17 protein-coding genes and 2 pseudogenes are annotated in these 22,774 nt (G+C 68.7%); 8 read left to right on the top strand and 11 right to left on the bottom strand.

Annotated elements, in window-relative coordinates:
• Positions 1-236: 236 nt before the first annotated feature.
• The 4 genes and pseudogenes from ACWDA7_RS36520 to ACWDA7_RS36505 all read right to left on the bottom strand — a co-directional run bounded on the left by ACWDA7_RS36520 (position 237) and on the right by ACWDA7_RS36505 (position 2,963).
• Positions 237-650 (bottom strand): DUF4259 domain-containing protein, encoded by a 414-nt coding sequence (locus tag ACWDA7_RS36520; protein WP_450610188.1) that lies wholly within the window; start codon positions 648-650, stop codon positions 237-239.
• Positions 651-791: 141 nt separating this feature from the next.
• Positions 792-1,016: a translation initiation factor IF-1 gene (infA, locus tag ACWDA7_RS36515; protein ID WP_433128816.1), complete on the bottom strand. Its 225-nt coding sequence runs from the start codon at positions 1,014-1,016 to the stop codon at positions 792-794.
• Positions 1,017-1,084: 68 nt separating this feature from the next.
• Positions 1,085-1,848 (bottom strand): annotated as a pseudogene (locus tag ACWDA7_RS36510) (GNAT family N-acetyltransferase).
• A gap of 383 nt (positions 1,849-2,231) precedes the next feature.
• Positions 2,232-2,963 (bottom strand): ferritin-like domain-containing protein, encoded by a 732-nt coding sequence (locus ACWDA7_RS36505; protein WP_450610186.1) that lies wholly within the window; start codon positions 2,961-2,963, stop codon positions 2,232-2,234.
• 322 nt (positions 2,964-3,285) lie between these two features.
• On the opposite strand from ACWDA7_RS36505, the gene ACWDA7_RS36500 reads away from it, so the two are divergent.
• Positions 3,286-4,620 carry a glycoside hydrolase domain-containing protein gene (locus tag ACWDA7_RS36500; RefSeq protein WP_450610184.1) on the top strand — a complete coding sequence of 445 codons (1,335 nt, stop codon included), beginning with the start codon at positions 3,286-3,288 and terminating at the stop codon, positions 4,618-4,620.
• 54 nt (positions 4,621-4,674) lie between these two features.
• Here ACWDA7_RS36500 and ACWDA7_RS36495 read toward each other — a convergent pair whose 3' ends face one another.
• Positions 4,675-6,201 carry a metallophosphoesterase gene (locus tag ACWDA7_RS36495; RefSeq protein ID WP_450610182.1) on the bottom strand — a complete coding sequence of 509 codons (1,527 nt, stop codon included), beginning with the start codon at positions 6,199-6,201 and terminating at the stop codon, positions 4,675-4,677.
• 160 nt (positions 6,202-6,361) lie between these two features.
• A complete protein-coding gene (locus ACWDA7_RS36490) occupies positions 6,362-7,252 on the bottom strand; it encodes an NAD(P)H-binding protein (RefSeq protein ID WP_450610180.1) in 891 nt (296 codons plus the stop codon).
• Between the two features lie 129 nt (positions 7,253-7,381).
• On the opposite strand from ACWDA7_RS36490, the gene ACWDA7_RS36485 reads away from it, so the two are divergent.
• Positions 7,382-8,227, top strand: a complete 846-nt coding sequence (locus ACWDA7_RS36485) for a LysR family transcriptional regulator (protein WP_450610178.1) — start codon at positions 7,382-7,384, stop codon at positions 8,225-8,227.
• 1,247 nt (positions 8,228-9,474) lie between these two features.
• Positions 9,475-9,945 carry a hypothetical protein gene (locus ACWDA7_RS36480; protein WP_450610176.1) on the top strand — a complete coding sequence of 157 codons (471 nt, stop codon included), beginning with the start codon at positions 9,475-9,477 and terminating at the stop codon, positions 9,943-9,945.
• Between the two features lie 115 nt (positions 9,946-10,060).
• Here the strand turns inward: ACWDA7_RS36480 and ACWDA7_RS36475 are convergent, their stop codons facing one another.
• Positions 10,061-12,466 (bottom strand): SpoIIE family protein phosphatase, encoded by a 2,406-nt coding sequence (locus tag ACWDA7_RS36475; RefSeq protein WP_450610174.1) that lies wholly within the window; start codon positions 12,464-12,466, stop codon positions 10,061-10,063.
• Between the two features lie 379 nt (positions 12,467-12,845).
• Positions 12,846-13,835, bottom strand: a complete 990-nt coding sequence (locus ACWDA7_RS36470; RefSeq protein ID WP_450610172.1) for an alpha/beta fold hydrolase — start codon at positions 13,833-13,835, stop codon at positions 12,846-12,848.
• Between the two features lie 682 nt (positions 13,836-14,517).
• On the opposite strand from ACWDA7_RS36470, the gene ACWDA7_RS36465 reads away from it, so the two are divergent.
• Positions 14,518-16,560 carry an ATP-binding SpoIIE family protein phosphatase gene (locus ACWDA7_RS36465; protein WP_450610171.1) on the top strand — a complete coding sequence of 681 codons (2,043 nt, stop codon included), beginning with the start codon at positions 14,518-14,520 and terminating at the stop codon, positions 16,558-16,560.
• Positions 16,561-16,801: 241 nt separating this feature from the next.
• Positions 16,802-18,280 carry a glycosyltransferase gene (locus ACWDA7_RS36460; protein ID WP_450610169.1) on the top strand — a complete coding sequence of 493 codons (1,479 nt, stop codon included), beginning with the start codon at positions 16,802-16,804 and terminating at the stop codon, positions 18,278-18,280.
• A 138-nt stretch (positions 18,281-18,418) separates the two neighbouring features.
• Here ACWDA7_RS36460 and ACWDA7_RS36455 read toward each other — a convergent pair whose 3' ends face one another.
• Positions 18,419-18,790 carry a TetR-like C-terminal domain-containing protein gene (locus tag ACWDA7_RS36455; RefSeq protein ID WP_450610167.1) on the bottom strand — a complete coding sequence of 124 codons (372 nt, stop codon included), beginning with the start codon at positions 18,788-18,790 and terminating at the stop codon, positions 18,419-18,421.
• 19 nt (positions 18,791-18,809) lie between these two features.
• On the opposite strand from ACWDA7_RS36455, the pseudogene ACWDA7_RS36450 reads away from it, so the two are divergent.
• Positions 18,810-19,100 (top strand): annotated as a pseudogene (locus tag ACWDA7_RS36450) (MBL fold metallo-hydrolase); the annotation flags it as partial.
• A gap of 370 nt (positions 19,101-19,470) precedes the next feature.
• On the top strand, positions 19,471-19,815 hold the full coding sequence (locus tag ACWDA7_RS36445) for a DUF2750 domain-containing protein (RefSeq protein WP_450610192.1): 345 nt from the start codon (positions 19,471-19,473) through the stop codon (positions 19,813-19,815).
• A 375-nt stretch (positions 19,816-20,190) separates the two neighbouring features.
• Here ACWDA7_RS36445 and ACWDA7_RS36440 read toward each other — a convergent pair whose 3' ends face one another.
• Entirely contained in the window at positions 20,191-20,853 is a 663-nt protein-coding gene (locus ACWDA7_RS36440) for a TSUP family transporter (protein WP_450610190.1), read from the bottom strand.
• A 612-nt stretch (positions 20,854-21,465) separates the two neighbouring features.
• On the opposite strand from ACWDA7_RS36440, the gene ACWDA7_RS36435 reads away from it, so the two are divergent.
• Positions 21,466-22,008: a GNAT family N-acetyltransferase gene (locus ACWDA7_RS36435; RefSeq protein WP_450610165.1), complete on the top strand. Its 543-nt coding sequence runs from the start codon at positions 21,466-21,468 to the stop codon at positions 22,006-22,008.
• Between the two features lie 265 nt (positions 22,009-22,273).
• Here the strand turns inward: ACWDA7_RS36435 and ACWDA7_RS36430 are convergent.
• Positions 22,274-22,774: DNA-directed RNA polymerase subunit alpha C-terminal domain-containing protein (locus tag ACWDA7_RS36430; protein ID WP_450610163.1), on the bottom strand; the 501-nt coding region annotated here is incomplete at its 5' end.

Here is a 22,774-nt window from a genome sequence, read left to right as displayed (position 1 = left end):
CTGCTCGTCGTCCGGCGTGAGGGCCTTGAGGCGGGTGCGGATCGCCACGCCGGACGGGCCGACGGCCACGAAGGGGGCAGCGATCGTACGCAGCGACTCACCACGCATCGATGCACCCCCTCCCCAACACGTGATCAGCAACAGGAAGAACGGTACCGGCCGGCACTGACATTTAGCGTTGACGCCATGCGCCGTGCGCGCTGCAACACCGCGAACCAGTACATGCTCGTGCACACTCACACACACTCCTGCACATCCGAAACCGAACAGCTCCCAACCCCTTGGCGCCATTCGATGGCGTCGCTGCTGTTCACCCAGCCCTGGGTCAATGCGGACCCATCTTCCAGTACACGGCGAAGTGCCTGTGCCGCCAGTACGCGGAGAGAGACCGGCAACTGCGGCAGAGGGATCTCTGGCCCATCCTCGGACTCGATCACGTAACCGCCACCCGGGACCTGCGCGGCGATCAGGGCAGCGGCCGCGACAGCTTCCGCTCCGTCGCCGCCATCCACCCGCGGACCGGAGTCCACTACCCGTTTGAGAGCCTGCTGCAGCACATCGGCAGTCTGGTGGGATGAGCGAGCACTCAGCCCGTCGACGAAGTCCCCTGCCAGGTCACTGTCGAACGGCCCAGTCCCCCACGTGCCCATGCCTCGCTCCCATACATAGCTGTTGCTCTCATTCGCACCGCTGCGGGCGCGTCGGGATCGAGCACGACTCGATACGCGCCATAGCGGCAACGGCGGCCGAAGCGCACGCCCGGCGTCTGCCGGGCGTGCGCTTCCCGCTACTCAGGTCCGGTACCGGTAGAGGATCCGGCCGCGGGTCAGGTCATACGGGCTCAGCTCCACGAGCACGCGGTCGAACGGGAGGATCTTGATGTAATTCTTCCGGATCTTCCCGCTGATGTGCGCGAGCACGTGGTGCCCGTTCTGCAGCTCCACCTTGAAGATGGCGTTGCGCAGGCATTCGAGGACGGTGCCCTCGACTTCCAGTCCCTTTGCTGTTCTTGCCAATGTCTCTCGCTTCTGGGATCGGTGAGTTGGGCGGGGTCGGTCGGGTCGTTTCGGTGCGTGAGCAGCCATCAGCGGCGCACCAGTTCCAGGTAGCTGCTCGATCGCCGGGCGCCGACGCCCTCGACCAGCGCTATCGCCGCGGCGTTGGATTCGTCCACCTCGGCCCAGGCGGAGTCGATCCCGTCCCGGTGCAGCCCGCCCAACGCGTGGGCCAGCAGCGCCCGCCCGATGCCGTGTCGGCGCTGATCGGCCCGTATCGCGATCAGCCCGATCCGGGCCCGCGGCGCACCGGCACAACCCGGACCAGACCGACGTAGTCAGCGTTCCGGACCGCCACCGCGTACTTCGACGGGTCCACCAGCGTGGACCCGGCAGGGCCGGCCAGCACCTCGGCCGGCATGGTGCGCCAGCCGACGGTGGCTTCGACTTCCTCGCGAATGGCACGGTCCAACGCGCGCAGCAGGCTCTTGTCCGCCTCGCCGGCGGCCAGGATCGTCACACCCGCCGGGAGTTGCAGTGTGCCGAGCCCGGTTTCGCACGAGTCGGTGGGCAGGACGTACTCCCACTCACGGCGTCCGACAGTGAAGCCGAGCCGCTCCCAGCTCGACTTCAGGTCGTGGTCGGCCTCGCCGACCAAGGTGTAGAGCGGCTCAGGGAGGTCCGCCAGCATCGCGGCGGCGAGCTGGTCGAAGATCGCGTCCTGCCACACGTCGATGCTGACGAAGAGCCGCCCGTCGGGCCGGTGCGAGACATCTCCGTGGCCGACGATCCGATCGTTGGCCACGGCCTCCCACTGCGCCTCCGCGACCCGCGTGATCATCACAGTGTTCATAGGTGTTCGCCTTTCAGGAGTGCCTTGTTGGAGAGGCGCTCCCGACGACACCTGGATCAGTCGCACACCGTGACGGAAAGAGGGAGCACCCACCTCGCTACAGCGTTCATGGGTCTCACCTCCTCTGGCGAAGTCACGGTCGACTGCAAGCTACCAGCTCGATCATCAGCCCGCCCAACCCTTTTCTTGGACCCCGAGCGCGCGTCCATGGCGGACTCGTGCTCCGAGACCTTCTTCAGTGTTAGCGAAGCTGTGCTTGCAACGCTCAAGCGCGACACCAGTGCGCTCATTGAGCCGTCGGATGAACAGGTGCCCCACATCGTGAATCGTGTCGTCCCTGTCCTCAATGAGGTCGACGACCGACACGAAGCCCGCGACTGCTGTCAGCCCGCGCTCGTCCATGCATCCGGTCGGGGCGCCAGCACCGCGGAGACGACCGCGCCGGACGAGGCCATGACATCTGCCACGAATCGCAGGCGTCGGATGGCGAGTCGTCGCAGCGCCGGACCGTGGTCTACGGCAACGACGAGGGAGGCCGCGAGAAGAAGAAGCCGCCACAGGGCCATCACCGGGCGGCGCATTGCGCGGGGCAGCTCCGCCAGGGAGGCATGCAGCCGCTCGCAATGGAAAGGGACATGGCGCTGCTCGTCGGACAGGATCCGCCCCGCTACATCCGAAGTGAGCAAGTCGTCGGTCCCGTCGCGTAGGACCCGGTAGTAGCGCAGCGCCACCACTTCCGCGATCATCAGCACGAGCAGTTCCATGCGCAGGCCCATGAGACGCCGCAGCCGTACGAAGACCGTGTCGCTCCAGTGGCCGGTCAACGTCGGCATGCCACCTGCAGTCAGCAGCCGAGCGAGCAGACGGGCGTGGTTCTGTTCCTCGGCCACGAAGAGGCGAACCGCCTGCGCGTAATCGCCGTCCCCGGCCTCATCCGCTTTGCCGACGAGGTTGGCGCCGTCACCGTCCTCGCCGACCTGGAAGCGCTGAATGCTGGCCCACACCGCCGGATGCAGCGTCGCGCTTTGCCCCCAGTCCGGGTCGCCTTGGACGCGCCTGCGCTCGCGCTCGTCCTCGAACTGCCTTGTCCACTTGGCGAAGCCGCTCGTATGCATCCAGTGTCCCCTCCTCGGGGCACAGCCACCGTGCCCCGGGGAAGGACGACGCCGTCTGACACCAAATCGTTCCACTGTTGACGACGCCGCGAACTTCTGAGTGTCGACTACTTCTTTACGAAGTGGACGCGATACGGTGCGGATTGTGCCGAGAAAGTGCTTGAACTGGTATTGTATGCTGAGAAGTTCACGCGCCCGGTGCTCGTCCACGTACCGGCACGGCTGTGAACTTGGCGCGGGACGGGCCGCTCGGCCCCTGACAGTGGGCGGGGAGCCTTGCCCACTGTGTCGGCAACTCCATTGATCTCTCCGGGTGGTCGTCATGCCGTACCCGTATTCCGTCCTGCGAAGATTCCTCGCCGTCTCCTCCGTCTGCGTCCTGGGCGGGACCGCCGCCCTGGCGTTCGCCCCGGTCGCTGCCGCCGAACCGGCCACACCCGTCACCTATCCGGCGGCCGCCACCGCGACCCGTTACTCGGGACTCGCCTTCGACACCTGTACCGCTCCGCCGCTCGCGTCCGTGCAGGCCTGGAACAGCTCTTCGTACCGCGCGCTCGGCATCTACGTCTCAGGCGTCAACCGCACCTGTGCTCAGCCGCAGTTGACCGCTTCGTGGGTGGCCTCGGTATCACAGCTGAAATGGCGTCTGCTGCCCATCCACAAGGGGCTGCAGCCTCCGTGCGGTGCCCGACCGACCGACGCCAAGATCAGCACGAACGCCGCCACCGCCCGTTCGCAGGGCACCGCCGCAGCCGGGGAGGCGATCACGGCGGCCAAGGCGCTCGGCCTGCTGCCCGGCAGCGCCCTGTACAACGACATCGAGAACTACAACCAGACGGACACCGTGTGCCGCACTGCCGTACTGAGCTACGTCTCGGCGTGGACCAAGGAAGTGCACCGCCTCGGCTACGTCTCCGGCGTCTACATGAATCTCAACCTGGGCGCCAAACAGCTCGCTGATGCGTACACCTCCACCACGTACGCACGGCCGGACGCCCTGTGGATTGCCCGCTACGACGGCGTCGACTCCCTCAAGGGCTGGGCCGGCATCGCGGATTCCAAGTGGGCTGTCCACCAGCGCGCCAAACAGCTCCGCGGCGGCCACGACGAGACGTACGGCGGTGTCACTCTCAACGTCGACACCGACCGCCTGGACGCTCCCGTCGCCACGGTCGCGTATTCCTACAAGGTCACCAGCACCACGCCGCTCAACGCCCGCACCGGCCCCTCGACGACCTACCCGGTCGTATCGACATACGCGCCCGGCTCCGCCCTCAAGGTGGTGTGCCAGACAGCCGGCTCCAAGGTCGGCACCACGTCCGTATGGGACAAGCTCTCCAACGGTGGCTACGTCTCGGACTACTACGTCAGCACACCCTCCAAGACCGGCTACAGCTCGCCCCTGCCCCGCTGCACCCACCCATACCAGGTAACCGTCTCGTCCGGCCTGACCGAACGCAGCGGCCCGGGCTCCGCATACACGGCCGTCGGCACCTCGCCGAACGGAGCGCTTGCCTGGGTCACCTGCCAGCGCGCCGGTTCCACGGTCGGCACCACCAAGGTCTGGGACCGTCTGGACAACGGCCACTATGTCTCGGACTACTACGTGGCGACGCCAAGCAAGACGACGTACAGCAAACCTGTTCCGCGCTGCTGAGCGCTGCACAAACATCACGGCGTGGGCCGGCTGCAGCCGGCCCGCGCCGTGGCGTCAGGCGGATATGTGCTGCTCGTTGCCGTGCCCGTGCGAGGCGTGGTGGTCGCGGCGGTGGGGACGCAGGCCGGAGAGGTCGTGGCGTACCACGGTGTTGCGGTCGGCGACGCTCGCACCGAGGGCGAACTGCGGCCAGTAGCCCAGGATCTCCATGCGGCTGCGCTCGCTCCATCGGCGGGCCAGCTCGCTGCGGCTCTTGTAGAAGTTGAGGGCGTAGCCGCCCGTGTACAGGCGCAGCAGGGAGAACCCGCCGGGGTACTCCTTGGCGGCGGCGATCTCCTGGTGGGTCACGTTCGGGGCCAGCGGGCTGATCGTGCGCTTGTTGCGGTGGGTGTGGCCCGCGTGATGCAGGAAAAGGCCCGGCATCCGGGAGTAGTCCTGCAGGATCGTGGCCGTCTGCGTGGCGTCCAGCGAGTTGCTGGGAGTGATGGGGAACGCCGAGTCCTGGACGACGAGCGGGTGGTGGCCGAAGACGATCGTCGGACGGTCCTGGTCGCGGTGCAGCTGGTCGCGGAACCATGCCATCTGGTCGGGAGAAAGGGCTCCGGCGTCACCTCCGTTGCCCGGCTTGTCGTAGGTGTCGATCCCGATGACCCGCAGCTCGTTCAGGGTGCGGGTGAAATAGGTGCGCTCGGCCTGCGCGGGGAAGAACCGGTCCGCGAAGCAGTCGTTGCCCTGCCACTGCCCGGCGCGGCAGTACGCGTACGGATCGCCGAGGTGCGCCCGGTCGTGGTTGCCGCGGGTGACGAAGTAGTCGTCCCGGTACGCGCCGAACCTGCCCAGCAACTGGTGGGCCTTGCTGAGGTCGACGGGCACGGCCTCGGCGGAGATGTCGCCGGCGGCGAGCAGATAGTCGGCGCCTAGCGCCGTCACGTCCCGCACCAGGGACTCCAGCATGACCTCCGGGTACGGCGGCAGGCCCGGCTCCTGCTGGATGCCTATGTACTGGGGCTGGCCGCCGACAAGTCCGGCCTGGGTCTCGCCCATGTGGAGGTCGTTGCAGAGCGCGATGGAGAACAGGTAGCGCCCGGGCGGGGGTTCGGGCGTGGTGAAGCTGTAAGGGCCGGTGCCGTCGAGGCCGTAGTCCGAGGTTCCGACAGCGTTGCCCTTGATCAGGGTGAAGGCCGTCGGAGGGACCGGCTTGCCGTGTGAGGTGGCCTGGTAGTAGTAGGTCCGGCCAGGCTCCAGGCCGGTCAACTCGACGTAGTGGTACGGCGTGTGGGAGGACACGCCGGTCGCGATGCGGTTGAGGCGGTCGGGGTGGGTTCCCCAGCGCACCTCTCCGTCGGAGGGCGCCGGCGCCATGCGGCCCAGTCCGTCGTCGCTACCCGTGTAGCCGGTGTACCAGGTGATGACAGCGCGGTCCTCGGTGAGCGTGACCAGCTCGAGGTTGGCGGGAGAGATGTCGTCCCCGCGGGTCGCGGCCGAGGCGACGCCGTGGAACGCGGTCGCTGCGACGGGCGCCGTCGCGGCCACCGCCGACCAGCGCAGAAGGTCTCTACGGATGAAATCACATCCGGGCATGCCCTTGTGAGTAATCGCCGCCGTCGAACACGGCATGTACGACTCGCCACGTCCGTCATTACTTTGCCGCTCGGGGCACGAATGAGGAGATGGGGCCCGGATGACGGATGTGGTGGCGGTGGCCGGTTCGGGGGAGAGCAGCCCCCTGCCGGTGCCGGCTCTAGCCCAGGACAGCGGGCTTGAGCACCTCCTCGCACCACTCGCGGAAACCGGTGGGCGCACATTCGGGGGTGCTCGGCTCAGTGGCGCCGTAGAAGTCCTGGTCGTTCAGGGCGTCCACCATGTCGACCAGTCCTTGGGCCCACGCCTCGCTCGCGCCGAGACGCAGAGCCGACGCCTTGTAGTCCGCGCTGCTGATCAGCTGGGCGCTCACGGGACGGTCCAGCACCTCGGTGACGACCCGTGCCATGCCTCCCGGCGACAGTGCGTCGGGGCCGACCAGCGGGACGTCGTGCTGCCCGGTCCAGGAGACGTCAAGCAGCAGCCGGGCCGCCGTGGCGGCGATGTCGCGGGTCGCGCATGTGCGCAGTACACGGTCCTCCGTCATCGCCAGGAAGAACACCCCGGCGTCACGGATCGATGCGGCCTGACCCAACAGATTCTCCATCAGGAACGGCGGGCACAACGCGCGGTAGCGCACACCCGTGGCCGTGATCGCCTCGTCCATGGCGAGTGACGCGGAGATCTGCCCGGCGTGCTTCGCCACCGCGCGGCCCAGGGTCGAGACGCTGACAACACGCTCGACACCCTGGCGCCGGATCACCTCGCACAGTGGCTCGGTGAAGTCTTGGAAGTGGCGCTCGACACTGTCGGCCCGGGGTGTCGGGGGCACCAGCCAGAACAGGCGCTCGGCACCCTCGCACGCCGCCTCCAGGACCGCCGGATCGGCGTGTGATCCCCTTACGACCTCGACGCGTTCACGCACTCGGGCGGAGAGCCGAGCGGGGTCGCGGGCGATCACGCGGATCCCCGCCGTGCCGTCCGGCGGGTCCAAAAGGTGGTCGAGTACCTGCCGACCGATCTGACCGGTGGGGGTGGTGACGACGATCATCAACGACTCCAAGAGAAGGGCGTGGCTGGATGTCGTCGAGCCTGCTGCAGCGCTCCCCCCAACTGAAGGATCGATCCGCTCACGCTTGTTACCCTGAGAGCAATACCGAACGGAAAAGAGGGGGCCGGCGTGGAGTCCCGTCCGCTGCGCTACTTCGTCACCGTCGCCGAGGAACTCAACTTCACCCGTGCCGCCGAGCGGTTGGGCATCTCCCCGCCGCCCTTGTCCCGCGCGATCCGCCGGTTGGAGAAGGAGATGGGCGTCACCCTCTTCAAGCGCAACACCCACAGCGTGGAGCTGTCCCCGGCTGGAGAGGTGCTCCTCGCGGAAGCGAGGATCGCCCTGGACGCCCTGCAGGCCGCCGAGCGGCGGGCCCAACGCGCCGCGGCGAGAGAGCCGCAGCTGATACTGGCCGTCAAGGCCGATGGAGACGCAGGCTTGTTGGAGCCGATCCTCGCACGCTTCGCCTCCGAACCCGCGGCCATACCGGTCACCGTCCGGCTGTGCGGCTGGCACGAACAGCCGCGACTGCTGCGCCAAGGCGAAGCCGACGCAGCCCTGGTCCATGAGCCGTTCGACCGTACCGGCCTCGACTCGGAGACGCTGATCGCCGAACCGCGCGTCGCCGCACTCGCCGCCTCCCACCCCCTCGCCGCCCGCGACCGCCTGGCCCTCGCCGACCTCGGCCTGCACCCCGACGATGTGCCCTCGTTCATCGATCAACACCGCAGCCAGGGCCGCGACCTCGCCCAACTGGTCACGCTCGTCGCACTCGGTGGCCCCACTCCCCTGCTGCCCGCCTCCGTCAGCGCTCGCTATCCGCGCCCCGGTGTCGTCTACCGGCCGGTTGCGGACGCGCCACCGTCAGTCCTGACCATCGCCTGGCCACAACACTCCCGCTCGACCGCCACCGCGGCGCTCGTCCGCGCCGCAGCCTCCGCGGCAGACACCGTCCGGGACTCGAAAGCGGCCTAGTTCTGTGGGGCACCGCCGTGCCGGAGGCCCAGTGCCGCCCCCGCGGTGCGCGGTCAGCACTGGCCGGGGGGAAACGAGGGAACAGCCGGCCGGTCGTCCCCACGACCACCGTGCACCGGATCGAGGGCGGCGGCCCTGCACTCCCTCCTCACCAACGGCTGACCGACCGGTTCGGCTGCCGTGGGATGGAAGTCGCGGGTCTTCACCATGCGGTACGGCCGTCCCACGCAGCCGGCACTGAGCGCGGCGACAACGGCGTGGGCGGGCTGCAGATCCTTGGAGAGCACGCCGGTGAGGTCGGCAGCGGACGCCCGGTGGCGGCCACCTCTGCCTTCGCTCGCGGGGGCATCCTGCGCATCACGAAGACGTCTTTATCCGGACCTGAAAACGACGGGGTACGACTAGAAACACGGAACGCGTCAGGGCCGCACCCGAGATTCGGGTGCGGCCCCCTGTCTTTCCCCCAGCCACACCACACCACCAGCCCCCCGCAGACCGCGCGCGGCGATCTCCCGGACCAACCCCTCCCGTTGCCGGACAACAACCCCCGCCCCCGACACCCACCACCACCTTTATCCGGACCTGAAAACAACCGGGTACGACTAGAAACACGGAACGCGTCAGGGCCGCACCCGAGATTCGGGTGCGGCCCCCTGTCTTTCCCCCAGCCGGACCATGCGGCCAGCCGTCCCGGGCACCCACCACCAGCAGGCACAGCACATCGTGCGCCTCCTCGAGAGAGCGTGACCAAGCGCTTGGCCATGCGCTCGACGGAAGCGAAGTCGATCTCATCGAGGTCTCGGTGGTCGCCTTCGTCTGTGCCTGGGCAAGGCGGCCGACCTCCCGGACACGCGCATCCGTGACGTGAACAGCCCCGGCCGGCGAGGGCACCGGCCGGGGCTGATGAGCGAAGTGTGGTCGTGAAGGGCGGTCGCCTCTCGGCGAAAGGCTCCATGAGGCTTCAGCCGAACGATCGTCCTCATGACCAATAGGTGAAGCCCGGGGACACTGTTCCCCTCACCACCACGTCCCTTTCAACCACCAGCACCCTCCCGCGCCACCGAAGGCCCGTGTCGGCAGTGCCTGACCTTGCATTCGGCACTGAGGAGGTCGGGACGGCTGAGAAGCTTTCCACTATGGAGGACAAGGCAGGCGGGGTCGTGGGTCGGTCGGTTCGCCCGGGCAAGTACTCACGGGTGGAGCGGGAGAGGCGGTTTCTGCTGGCCAGGCCCCCGAAACCGTCTGCGGTGACTGCCAAGCGTGTGATCACGGACCGGTACGTGGTGGGTACACGGTTGAGGCTGCGGCGAGCCGACTTCGCGGACGGTCGCTGCGAACTCAAGCTCACTCAGAAGGTCCCCCTCCCCCGGCCCGGCGCCGTCCAGGGCTTGATCACGAACACGTACCTGTCACCGGCCGAGTACGACGTGCTCGCTTCGCTGCCGGCCGCCCTGCTGTCCAAGACTCGCTTCAGCGTCCCTCCCCTGGGTGTCGACGTCTTCGACGGCCGCTTTCAGGGCCTGGTGCTCGCGGAAGCCGAGTTCACCAGCGACACGGAGGCACAGTCATTCGTGCCCCCTGCCGAGTGCGTGGCGGAGGTCACCGACGACGCTCGCTTCACCGGAGGACGTCTTGTCCAGACCTCCCGCGAGGAACTGCTCGGGTGGCTGGCCGAGTACGGGCTCCATCCGGGGAGCTCCGAGCATGCCGCTCAGTGATACCAGGAGTCGTGGTCGCCTCGTCACCGTCGTCAACGACGGCGACGGCGAGCGGGCCCGGGCGCGTCCTCCTCATCAGCGGCCTTCATGTACCGCGGATCGAGGGGCGCGATCCTCACGACACGGGCTCAGGGATGCTCTGCTCGACCCAGACGGTTTTGCCGTCGTCGGTGTAGCGGGTTCCCCAGCGTTCGGAGAGCCTGGCTGCCAGGAGCAGTCCTCGGCCACCTTCGTCGGTGATGCGGGCGTGGTGTAGCCGTGGGGACGTGCTGCTGCCGTCGGAGACCTCGCACGTCAGCACATGGCTGCGGATGAGGCGCAGTCTGACGGGGGGTTTGGCGTAGCGGATGGCATTGGTGACCAGTTCGCTGGCGATGAGTTCGGTGGCGAACGTCGTCTCGCTCATGTCCCATGCCGCGAGCTGCTGGGTGACGAGCGATCGGGCTGTGGAGACCACGGATGGGTCACAGGGCAGGTCCCATGACACGACTTGTGCGGCGCTGAGTGTGTGGGTGCGGGCGATCTGGACGGCGGCGTCCTCCCGAGGGTGGGCCGGGACGAGTGCGTGGGTGAACATGCTGCATGCCTGGCGGACGGGTCCTGTGTAACCGGTGAGAAGCTCGGCCATGCGCCGGCGGCTCTGGGCTTCCGACTGTTCTTGGAAGAGGCCGGGCGTGTACAAGGCGAGCAGCGAGTTTTCGGGGAGGTCTATGTCGATCTTCTCGAAAGGTCCGTCGGAGCAGCACAGGGGGGCGCCGGTGGGGTGGTCCAGGGTGGCGGTCGTGCCATCCGGGTGCACGATCACGGGCCAGGGGTGTCCGGCGCTGGAGAGGGAGCAGCGCAGCGACACGGGGTCGTAGATCAGGTAGAGGCAAGTGGCGCCGGCCTCGTTTGCGTCGGCGTCCCGCACCGGCCGTGGCTTTTGTGTTCTGTGACCGTCGTCCTTGCTGAGCCGGCGCGCCAGGTCGTCGAGTCGGGCGAGTAGTTCGTCTGGTTGCAGGTCCATGTCCGACAGCGTGTGGACCGCGGCGCGGAGCCGTCCGGCGGCTGCGGCGGTCTGTAGTCCGTGGCCCGGGGCACGGCCGGCCACGAGGGCCACGCGCGCTCCGGAGAGGGGCACGGCATCGACCCAATCACCACCGGAGCCTGCCTGTACGTACGCGTGGCCCTCATCCAGCGTGTGCTCAGGCAGGTGGCCGTCGGAGCGCAGGGCGTGTTGCAGTGCGGCCAGGGAGTTGCGTTCACGCAGGTACCGGCGGGTGTTGTCGAGGCATGCGGCGGTGCGCTGGGCGAGTTCCGCGGCCAGGGTCAGGTCGTCCTGTTCGAACGGTCTGCGATCTGCCCAGCGGCAGAAAGTGGCGACTCCGAGGGCGCGGTCTTGGGCGACCAGGGGGACGACCATCAGGGAGCGGGCCTCTTCCCGGCGTGCCGGCAGACCGGGCAGCGTCCGGCGCCCGGCGGCGCCGAGCGGGTCGAGGATGCGCGGCTCGAGGTCGGCGAGGGCCTCGGCGGCGGTCACCGGGGGGAGGGTGGCGTCCGGATCGCCGGGCGTTGTGGGGTCCTCGTCGTCCCGGGTGCGGGAAGCCGCGCGGCGCAGCACGATATCGGGTTGTACGGGGCCCGGTTCCAGATCCTCTCCGGCAAGTACCGGCTCCAGCACTTCCACCGCCATGCTGTCGGCCACCCCCGGTACGGACACCTCTGCCAGACCGCGGGCGGTGTCGAGCACGTCGAGGGTCGCTCCGATCCGCGTGCCGGCCAGCGCCAGCACATTCAGCCGCTCCTGTGCCAGATGGCGGGCGGTGACGTCGATGGTTGCGTCCGCGATGCCCAGGAGCCGGCCGTGCTCGTCCTCCAGGGGGAAGACGGAGGCTGAATAGACATGCTCATGTTCGGGGTCTCCCGGAGGGCGCATCCGCTTTTCGACGCCGATCGCCGACCGTCTGGTGACGAGGACCTGCTCCATTACGCGCTCTACCGACTCCACGGCGAAGTCCGGCCATACCTCGGTGGGGCGCTTGCCGACGGCTTCTTCGACCGAGGTGCTCTCCATGCCTTCGGCTGCGGGGTTGAAGCGGATGATCCGCAGGTGGGGGTCGAGGAGGTACAGGCCTACGGGTGAGACGGTGAAGAGTGTTTCCAGGAGGGCGTGGTCGAGTTCGGCTGTCGCACTCGCCTCGTGTGCGGGGGCGAGCGTCACCGTCCACCTCGTTGCCGCGCCACCTGCGCGTTCGGGTCGGATACCCAGTCGGCAGGACACGATGGCGCTGTTCGCGTGTCGTAGCCGGACAGCGAGGGTGTCATCGGCTGCGTCCGGCTGTGGAGGGGGACCGGCATCGACCAGCAGGTCCGTCACAGGGCGCCCCAGTATCGCGTTCGCAGGGTGGCCCAGGAGCCGTTGGGCTGCGGAGCTCCATCCGACCACTGCGCCCTTGTGGTCGATGAGGATGTGGGCCGCCTGGTCTTCTGAGTGAACCACCTCGTGGTGGCCGCCGCGCTCGGTGGCATGAGATGCACCCATGTTCGTCAGCTTTCAGTCGCCTCAGAGCTCGGTATGCCCCCAGTGTCCTCCGCGCCGGGCACCCACGACATCGGAGCCGCGTCGCGGCCGGGGCGCACCTCGAGGTGCGCCCCGCCGTTGGCCGACCGAGGTGAGGAACATGGAAGGAGCGGGTGGGGTCCAGCAGTCTCTCGATCCTCGCCGCAAGGAGTTCGCACTCGTCGGGCACGGTGGTGTGCGAGGCGGCCAGGTACGACAGCGCGGCATGCGCCCGGCGAGTACAGCCCCACACCGCGCTGATCCGAGCATGTCCCGGTAGGTCGTGCAGCGGGCGGTATCCCGTCCTACGGCTTGCGCCGCTCGCGCACCGGCTGGGACACCCCGTTGTCCGGTCTGCGCCTCACGGAGTTGTGGGCAGCTGCGCCAGGAACCCCAAAATCTCCCGGTTGACCTCGTCGGGGCGTTCCTGCTGGGTCCAGTGGCCGCATCCGGGCAGGATCACGCCACGCACCAGCTGCGGCGCCGCCTGTTCCACGGCGCTGAGGGTGGCGTCGGGGCCGCGCAGGCCGACGACCATGTCGCGGTCACCCCCGATGTACAGCGCCGGCATCTCGATCCGGCGGCCGCGGAAGACGGCGAGCAGTTCCCAGTTGCGTTCGATGTTCAGGTACCAGTTGAGACCCCCGGTGAAGGCCCGGTCGCCGTAGCGGACGTAGTCGCGAACGAAAACGTCGATGTCGTCCTGGGACAGCCAGCCAGGCAGGCTTTTCGGCTCCGGCATCACATCCAGCAGCGAGCCACCGTCGGGGACGATCCATGGACCAGGCGGGCTGGCGGACGGGCTGTCCCCCGAGGCACCGAAGAGCATCCGGCGGAACGTGGTCTCCGGGTCCCGGGCCAGCACCGCGTCCGCGACCCCGGGGTCCTGGAAACCGACCTGGTAGAAGCCCTCGCCGAACCTCTCGCGTGTGACCGATGGCGGAGTCATTCCCCCGGGCAGTACCGGCGGGACGCTCAGGCCCGCCACGGCGCGCACAACGTCCGGGCGCAGCATGGCCGTCACCCAGGCGACTGGGGCGCCCCAGTCGTGGCCGACGAGGACCACACTCGTCTCGCCCAGCGCTTCGACCAGGCCGATGACGTCACCGGCGAGATGGAGCAGGCTGTACGCCTCGACGGCCTCCGGCTGCTCACTGCGGGCGTAGCCGCGCTGGTCAGGGGCGACGACCCGATACCCGGCCGCAGCCAGCGGGCCGATCTGATGCCGCCATGAGTACCAGCTCTCCGGGAATCCGTGCAGGAGCACAACCAGCGGGCCCTTCCCCTGCTCGGCGACGTGCAGCCTGACGCCGTTGGCCGTGACGAACGTGTGCTGGACCGTGCCCGACATGCGACCTCCGAGTTGATCTACCTTCCCAGCCGGCCGCCCCCTATCACTGAGCGTAGGCCGGGCGGAGAAGAAGGCGTCGTCTGTGACGACCAGGAGAGTCGGGGCTGTGGTGGGCGACGGCTGACGCGTCCTGTGGGTTTCCGCCGGCCGGGGTGTCGCCGGCGGCGACCGGGGGCTATCCCCCTCCCCCGCGATCTCGTCGACCAGGCAGGATCCGGGGGACGCCGAGATGCGGGTCCATGACGCGGCGCGTGCCTTGCCCCGCTCGCGGCCGGTCCCTTCGGCCCCGCCGTACGGCGCCTGATGCCCTCGTTCGTGGAAGCGTCACGCCAGAACATCGGACATTTTGGACCCAAGAGGAGAAAATAGGAATTCACGACCACGTTCGATTGCTGCGCCTCAGAGAGAGACCAGAGCTTTGCCAGCACCCGGTACCCGCGCGCGGATGTCACTGCCCGGCCCGTTTCCTGGTCGCCCGGTACACGACAGGCGACCTGAGGAGGACGTCATGCACAGCACCCCGCTGGACCCTGACCGGGTCGTGACGTCCTCATCCGCGCGCGCTGCTGCAGGACCGCAGCATCCCGACGCGCACAGCAGCAGTATCCGGCTGAGTGGAGGCTTCGCCCTTCTACTCCTTTGCGTTGCGCTGTTCGCGGGTGTGCGGCTGATTCTGGCTGCCATGAGCCTCGAGATCATGGGGATGGCCGAGTACTCGGCGCTGATCCCGGTCGTGGCCGCCGCCGTGCTGCCGCTGCGGCAGACCTTGATCGTGGGCGTTGCCAACCTGGCCGCCGCCACCGCCGTCTACGGCATCCTCCTGCGGGGCATGTCCCGCGCGAGCCAGGTCACGGTTCTCACGGCGCTGGCCGCCGCGCTGCTCGTCAGCCTGGCCGTCTGCCGAGCCCGGATCGCAGGGGAGAGGCGCCTGAAGCGACTGATGATCGCTCGCGAGCGGCTCGCACTCCTCAGTGAGGCCAGCCGTCGCGTCGGCAGCACCCTGGATGTCGCCCGCACCGCCGACGAGCTGACCGAGGTCGCCGTCCACCGCTTCGCGGACCACGCCGCCGTGGATCTCTTCGATCCCGTTCTGCAGGGCGAGGAGCCCGCCCGGGGGCAGCACCGGGGCCCGATCACCCTGCGCCACACCGCCGGGCGATCGGCCTCGACCGGGCTCCCCGCAACGGCACCGCCGGGCCCGGCCGTCACCTACCCCCAGGGATCCGTGCCCGCCCTGAGTCTGACGACAGGCGAGCCGGTGCACGTGGAGGTCACCGATGCAGCCGACCGCGGCTGCTGGCCTTCCGATCCGGGCGACGCCGGCACGCAGGCGCTCCACTCCGCGCTGGCAGTGCCGTTGCGCGCCCGCGGAGTGACCCTCGGCATGGCGCTGTTCACCCGCTCCGAACGCAGGGATGCCTTCGACGCCGACGACGTGCTCCTGGCGCAGGAGATCGCGGCACGTGCCGCGGTGTGCGTGGACAACGCCCGCCGCTATACCCGCGAGCGCAATACCTCGGTGGCCCTTCAGCGCAGCCTGCTGCCCCAGGTGGTCCCCCAGCAGCCGGCCGTTCAGGCAGCCACGCGCTACCTGCCTGCGGACCTCGGGGCCGGGGTGGGCGGTGACTGGTACGACGTGATCCCGCTGTCGGGGGCCCGCGTCGCCCTGGTCGTGGGCGACGTGGTCGGACACGGCGTCCACGCCTCGGCGACGATGGGGCGGCTGCGCGCCGCGGTCCGTGCTCTTGCCGACATCGACCTGCCGCCCGACGAGCTGCTCACCCACCTCGACGACGTCGTCATTCGGCGGCAGGCGGAGGAGGCTCGCGCACTGGCGGGCGGGGGCGTGGCAGCGGCGGATATCGGCGAGGTCGTCGCGACATGCCTGTACATGGTCTACGACCCGATCTCACGCTCCTGCACCGCCGCGCGTGCCGGTCACCCGCCACCGGCTGTGGTGCGTCCGGGAGCAGGCGCCGAGTTTCTCGACGTCCCGGACGGACCTCCGCTGGGTGTGGGCGGACTCCCCTTCGAGACGGCCGAGGTGCGCCTGCCCGAGGACAGCCTGCTCGCCCTGTACACCGACGGCCTCGTCGAATCCCCCCACCATGGCCTGGGCGAAGGGCTCGAACGTCTGCTGAAGGCCCTGTCCGAGCCGATGTGCTCTCTGGAGGACGCCTGCGACCACGTGCTGGACACGCTGGTCGACGATCGCCCCCGAGACGATGTCGCCCTCGTCGTCGCCCGCACTCAGGCACTCGACAGCACGTGTGCCGCCACCTGGGAGCTGTCGGAGGATCTCGCCGAGGTCGCCCGCGCTCGCGATCTGGCCGCGCTCCAGCTGGCCGGCTGGGGGTTGACGGAGGCGGCGTTCACCATGGAACTCGTGGTCAGTGAACTGGTCACCAACGCCATCCGCTACGGCGGTGGCCCCATACAGCTGCGCCTGATCCGCGACGACACCCTGATCTGCGAGGTGTCCGACGGCTCCACTACCGCCCCTCACCTGCGGCGGGCCCGGACCTTCGACGAGGGCGGGCGTGGCCTGTTCATCGTGGCGCAGCTCGCCGAGCGCTGGGGCAGCAGGCAGCGGACCGACGGGAAGACCATCTGGGCCGAACTCGCTCTCCCGCCCACACCCGTCCCCGCGGCCGCCGCCCCGACCCGGCCGAAGACCGCACACGCCGATGGCACGGACAGGGGCGGGAACGCTCGCTGCTGCTGACGCCGCGCAGGGGGCGACAGCCGGTCGTGGCGCGCACAACCCACCTGATGCGGAATGATCCGCTTTTTTCGGTAGGGGTCCCATCTCACCGCTGTGCGACATATCACCCCGCTATGCCCTATCTGTTCTTTCGTGTCGCGTATTTAACTGTCCGGGAATGCGTGGGGGGGAAGCCAGGCGTATTCAGTGCGACGCACTGCCGCCGAGCACGCCCAGCCCGAGACGAAAGCAACGTACCCACGTGCCCAAGCTCTTCTTCCGGAATGCCCGCGGCCTGCACCGGGCCGACCGCGGTCCAGCCCTCTGGATTTCCAGGCTGCCGCGCCCCTCACTGCTCGCCTTCGTCCTCACCGGCTCGGCGGCGGCCTACGTCATCAGCGGCACCCTCCACCTCTACGGAATGGCCGCCATCGGACTGCTCTCGGTCAAGCTGCTGCTGTCCCTGACCTACCGGCCCTTCCGGGCCGGCACACAGGACACCGGCACGGACCGGCTCGACCTCGTCGCGATCATCCCCACGTACAACGAGGATCCGAACACCCTGCGGCGCGGCCTGCGCAGCATCCTGGCGCAGAGCCGCCCGGTCTCCGTGGTGCACGTGGTCGACGACGCGAGCGGCGACCTGTCCGCGGTCCGGGCCGCCGAGGAGATGGCCCCCCAGTTCGCACGGGCCGGGATCACCTTGCGGATCCACCGCCAGCCGGAGAACAAGGGCAAGCGCGAGGCCCTCGCGGTGGGCTTCCGGGCCAGTCCCGACGCCGGTGCCTACCTGTGCGTGGACAGCGACACCGTCTTGGACCCCCAGGCCGTCGAGGAACTGATCAAGCCGCTGACCAACCCCCGCATCAAGGCGGTCACCGGTCTCGTCCTCGCACTCAACCAGCGCAAGAACCTGCTGACCCGGCTGATAGACCTGCGCTACGGCAACGCCTTCCTCTTCGAGCGCGCCGCGTACTCGCGGCTGGGCTCGGTGCTGTGCTGCTGCGGCTCGCTCGTGGTCTACCGCGCGGATGTCGTCCACGCCAACCTGGACGACTTCCTCACCCAGCGGTTCCTGGGCCGTCCGGCCGTCTTCGGCGACGACCGCCGACTGACCAACTACTGCCTGATGCGCGGGCAGGTGCTCTTCCAGTCCACCGCCGTCGCCTACACCGCGGTCCCCGAGCGTCTCGGACACTTCCTGCGGCAGCAGGTGCGGTGGAACAAGTCCTTCTTCCGCGAGTCCCAGTGGGCGCTGCGCAACCTGCCGCGCCTGCGCCCCGGCTGGTACCTCACGTTCCTGGAGGTCGCGACCTGGCTGGTGTTCACCGGCGCCGCGATCACCTCGCTCGCCGTCAAGCCGGCCACCGACCCCGGCAACATCCTGCGGCACCTGGGCGGCTACCTCGTCTTCACCGCCGTCATGGGATACGCGCGCAGCGTGCGGTACCTCGACGTGCCTCGGCCGGGCGTCGACTTCGTCGGCCGGCTGGGGATCTACGCTCTGGCCCCGATATACGGAGTGCTGCACCTGGTCCTGCTGCTGCCGATCCGCATCTACGCCATCCTCACCATGACCCACGGCAAGTGGGGCACCCGGCAGACGGGCGTGGAGGTCACGGACGACGCCGCCGCCACGGCCGGGCTCTACCGGGCCATGCAGGACACCTACACCCCCCAGCCCACCCCGTCGATCCCGCACCAGGCGGCCCTGGGCAGTAGGGCGCCGTCCCCTTCCTGAACGATCACTCGGCAACCGGGGCCGGCGGTTGAACCGGCGCCGCCGCACGCGTAGCGGTGACGGAGCGAGCCTGCCCGATGTCCTCCTAGACCGCCGGGCGCACGCCCCGCTCCCCCGGCAGCCGCTGCCGTGCGGCCGTCACGGCAGCGGCATGAGCCGGTAGAAGACCGTGGTCACCAGGTCGCGTGCGTACTGGGCGTCCGGAAGTCCCGGGCGGAACAGAATGCGATACATCATCGGTGCCGCGACGTGGTCCCTCACGATGTCGGTGCCGGGTACGTGTTCTCCGCGCTCGGCGGCGCGGGCGAGGATGATCTCCACCTGGTCGACCACGTAGGCGGAGCACTGTCCGGCGTTGGTGTCGTCCGGGTCGCCGGCGAGGGCGTCTCGGATGTAGGACCGGCCCGCCGTGGACGACATTTCGTCGAGGAAGTCCACGGCCCAGTGCTCCGGGTCCTCACGCAGGGTCCCGAAGTCGTGCGGGGGCGCCTCGGGACGCAGCCGCTCCACCGCGACTTCCGCCAGGAGCGTGCTCGTGCACCGGATCGACGAAGCCGAACTCCCTGCGCAGACCGGCCCCTGGCTGCTGCCCGGCGCGACCCCCGACGTCGTGAACCAGGTGCCATGGCTTCAGCCGGACTTCGCCGACGACGGCATCCTGCGTCTGGCCGGCCACAGCTTCGCCCTTGAGGTGAACGGCCTGCGTGTGCTCGTAGACACTGGCATCGGCAACGGAAAGACCCGCGCCAACCCCGCCTGGCACAACCTCGACACCCCCTACCTGCAGCGACTCACCGACGCTGGCTTCCGCCTCGAATCACGTCCGCGCGACTCGGAGCGTCTCCCGGCCGGACTGCACGTGCGCCGCCTCAGCCTTGCGGCCGGCGCGCGAGGGATCCGGTTCGACGAGGTGGACGGCGTCCGCTCGGTGATCATGGACTGGTCACCTGACGAGGACTTGACCGCCTTGGCCGCGAAGCTGCCGGAACTGCGCCGGCTCGTCCTGCGACACGCACCACCGGGCACCACCATCCCACCGCTGCCCGGCATTCGGGTCAGCCTCTGTCCCAGCTATCGGCCGACGAGGTAAGGCGGGCGCCGGGTCAGGGGGTGGGAACTCTCGTTCGCGGACAGTGCCTTCGCCTGAGGTTGGCTTGGGTACGCCAACCCACCGTTAGGCTGTGGTGGTCATGAGTCAGAGTGGTTCGCAAGCGGCAGCGTTCTTCCATGACGTCCACCAGAGCAGAGTCGTCTTGCTTGTCCGGGACGCCGAGGGCAGCCCGGCTCCCCGCGAGCCCGATGGCAGACGGAGCCGCCCGTTCTGGTCGACGTCGGCCCGTGCCAAAAGGGCAGCGAATGTCTGGGGCCATGGGCTATGGGTTGAATCCATGTCTCTGGACTCCTGGCGTGGCCGCGAACTGCCTGCGGCAGCCGAAGAGGGACTCATGATTGGGATCAACTGGAGCGGGCCGCGTCTCGCCGGTTGGAGCTTCACCTCGACGGAGGTCCTCAACCGCCTAGCGGCGGCTGACTAGTGCTGCTGTCTGAGCCGCTGGAGTGAGCATGGTGGTCCGCTGGTCGCCTGCCGAGGGCAGCAGAATGCCTCGATCTGTCGGTGGGTGATGAGGCAGCAGCCGAGTTTGCGGGGTTCCTCGTGGATGTCGGCTCGTCGCTCCCATTGGATCCGCGGACGCCGGAAGCCATGCAGCCACGCAAGACTTCTCTCAACCACCCAAAGGTAGGTGCCGTGCCCGGTGTCGTGACGCGTTCCGCGGCGTGCGGCGGCCGGCACGACGCCTGAGGCTCGGACCTGATTACCGTAGACGTCGTGGTGGTAGCCGCGGTCGGCGAACGGCGAGTCCGGCTTGCGGCGTGGACACCGATGCGCCCGCATACCTGCGGGATCGTACTTAAAGTCCGTGGAGCTTCCACAGCCCCTTCGTGAGAGCCGAAATCCCGCCGGCCAGTGCGAGCAGAAGCACGAGACGACGAGCGTGTCCATCCGGCACTCGCCCCGCCAGCACTTTTCCGATCGCGGCGCCTGCCGTCATCGCGACAACGACCAGTTCCCAGACCGACGCGTTGAGCCGCGGCAAGCCGTTCGCCGCAAGAGACAACACATTCACCGCTACCCCGTAGAACTGTGCATTAGGGACGAACTCCCGCACGGTCCAGCCCGCGTTCACGGCGTACAAGGACAACGGTGGACCGCCCACTGCGGCCGACGAGTTCATGAACCCTCCCACGGCCCCGGCCGCCACGGCTCCCCAGGTGCCACGCAGCGCAGGAATGCGCAGTCCACGCAGCACCAACACAACCGCCGTACTCACCAGTGCCCCTACGCCGATCAGCAGCGTCGGCTCGGGTAGCTGTGCGGCCGTCCAGCTCCCTACCGGTACGGTGCACGCTGCCGCGGCGATCAACGGCACCATCGCCACCAGGCGCACGTTCCGCCAGCCTTCGGCAATGCCGACGACGCTGATGGCGCCGGCCGCGCAGTTGGCCAACGCCACCCCCGTTCCGGGACCGAGGATGAGTATCAACGCCGGTACCGCGACGAGTGCGAACCCCATGCCGGTGAGCCACTGCACCGACGCACCTGCCAGGACAATTCCGCACAGCAGCACGTCGGCCGCCCAACCAGTCACCGGTGACTCCCCACACGTTCCTCCGTTCGGCTTCGGCGAGAAACTGAAGCCTTCACGACCAGGGCCCTGAAACGCAATGACCTTGCAGCCGGTTACGGGGGGCGAAGGGGTTCTGCCTGACCCGTCGATGCGTGTGCGCATCAGGCAGTTGAACGTCGACATGGTGGCGGCAGCGCTGATGGCGACGGAACCCGGCAGCTATTCGCAGAAGCAGAACGGACGTGCTGGGGTGTGCCCGTCAACCCCGGTCGGTGCGTGCCACAGCCGTGCCGGATACAAGGGGCATAGCAGCCAATCATGAGCGCTGACGGATACCTCGCGCGCTTTCGGCTCAGGTCGACCGGCCGCAGGTCACGTGCCGGGGGCCCAAACGGATGATCGTGCTCGTCCTAGCGCAAGTGGCCCGCGGGAGCCGTCGGCGGTACTGGCTGACCCCACCACGCCGGGGTTTGAGAGTTCCCGGAAAATGCCGGTGTGCCTTTGCCCGCCCCCCGGTTATCCTGCCTCGTCCTGAAAAGACCAGGGAGGTCCCCCGGCATGAGCACCACCACGTCGTCCTTTCCCGAGCGGATCGAGCTCTCCGGAGAGGGGCTCGTCCTCCGCGACTGGACGGAGGCGGACCTGGTCGCTATGCCGGAGCTGTTTGACCACCCCGACATCGCGTACTGGACACCGATCGTCTCCCCCTTCGACGAAACGGCCGCCCGCGCACGGCTGGACCGGGACCGACAGTTGCGGGCGGAGGGCACGACCATCCTGCTCGCCATAACCGTCGACGGCGGCGCACCACTCGGCGAGGTGATGCTGCGGCGTGCTCCCGAGGGCACGGAGCTCGGCTACGCGGTCGGCCCGGCGCACCGCGGCCAGGGTCTGGCGGCGCGGGCAGTGCGGGTGATGGCGGCATACGCCTTCGAGCAGTTGGGCGCGGAGCGGGTGATCCTGGAACTGGAGGCCGAAAACGCCGCCAGCGTCGCCGTGGCCACCAAGGCGGGCTTCAACTTGCTCGACGTGCCGCTGATCAAGGGTGAGGAGAAGGGGCGACCCTACGCCCTGCAGACGTGGGGTCTGAACCGCCCCTGACCCTCAGTTGTTACCCGAGCACCGATCGCACGCTCGCCCAGGCCCGTGACCGGCAGGCTCCGCATGGACAAACCTCCATGCCGATCCGTCCGCCCCGCGACGGCCCGCTGAAAGCCGGTGCCTCCGTTCTGAGCCGACGCGAGGACGACCACGGGAGCACCCGCCGCATGGGACCGGCGGGTGCTCAAGCCAGCACGTCTGGGGGAATTGGGCTGACCGGCCCTACGCCCCACCAAGGGCCAGCTCACCTCTGGATCTGCACTTCTCAGTACTGCTCGGTCTCCATGAAACCCGTGCTCGCGTTGTCGTCCGCGTCGAAGGCGGCGGCGGTCGGGTCGAATCCCGGCGGGCTGTCCTTCAGGGCCAGGCCCAGGCCGGCCAGCTTCGCCTTGACCTCGTCGATCGACTTCGCACCGAAGTTGCGGATGTCCAGCAGGTCGGCCTCGGACCGCGCCAGGAGCTCACCCACCGAGTGGACGCCCTCACGCTTGAGGCAGTTGTAGGAGCGGACCGTGAGCTCCAGCTCCTCGATCGGCAGCGCCAGGTCGGCGGCCAGGGCGGCGTCCGTCGGGGACGGGCCCATGTCGATGCCCTCGGCGTCGATGTTCAGCTCGCGGGCGAGACCGAACAGCTCGACCAGGGTCTTGCCGGCGGAGGCCATGACATCCCGCGGACGCATGGCCTGCTTGGTCTCGACATCGACGATCAGCTTGTCGAAGTCGGTGCGCTGCTCGACACGCGTCGCCTCGACCTTGTAGGTGACCTT

This window comes from Streptomyces sp. NPDC001156 (genome assembly GCF_053598275.1).
The sequence above is the reverse complement of the archived record's forward strand: the minus strand, read 5'-3'. Positions and strand labels throughout refer to the sequence as shown.

Bases quoted from the DNA above. Each gene is read 5' to 3' on its own strand.
- ACWDA7_RS36470 (WP_450610172.1), bottom strand. From the start codon at position 13,835: ATGTCGGGCACGGTCCAGCACACGTTCGTCACGGCCAACGGCGTCAGG.
- ACWDA7_RS36465 (WP_450610171.1), top strand. From the start codon at position 14,518: ATGAGCCTCGAGATCATGGGGATGGCCGAGTACTCGGCGCTGATCCCG.
- ACWDA7_RS36440 (WP_450610190.1), bottom strand. From the start codon at position 20,853: ATGGGGTTCGCACTCGTCGCGGTACCGGCGTTGATACTCATCCTCGGT.
- ACWDA7_RS36435 (WP_450610165.1), top strand. From the start codon at position 21,466: ATGAGCACCACCACGTCGTCCTTTCCCGAGCGGATCGAGCTCTCCGGA.
- ACWDA7_RS36505 (WP_450610186.1), bottom strand. From the start codon at position 2,963: ATGCATACGAGCGGCTTCGCCAAGTGGACAAGGCAGTTCGAGGACGAG.
- ACWDA7_RS36500 (WP_450610184.1), top strand. From the start codon at position 3,286: ATGCCGTACCCGTATTCCGTCCTGCGAAGATTCCTCGCCGTCTCCTCC.
- ACWDA7_RS36490 (WP_450610180.1), bottom strand. From the start codon at position 7,252: ATGATCGTCGTCACCACCCCCACCGGTCAGATCGGTCGGCAGGTACTC.
- ACWDA7_RS36475 (WP_450610174.1), bottom strand. From the start codon at position 12,466: ATGGGTGCATCTCATGCCACCGAGCGCGGCGGCCACCACGAGGTGGTT.
- ACWDA7_RS36495 (WP_450610182.1), bottom strand. From the start codon at position 6,201: ATGCCCGGATGTGATTTCATCCGTAGAGACCTTCTGCGCTGGTCGGCG.
- ACWDA7_RS36520 (WP_450610188.1), bottom strand. From the start codon at position 650: ATGGGCACGTGGGGGACTGGGCCGTTCGACAGTGACCTGGCAGGGGAC.
- ACWDA7_RS36445 (WP_450610192.1), top strand. From the start codon at position 19,471: ATGAGTCAGAGTGGTTCGCAAGCGGCAGCGTTCTTCCATGACGTCCAC.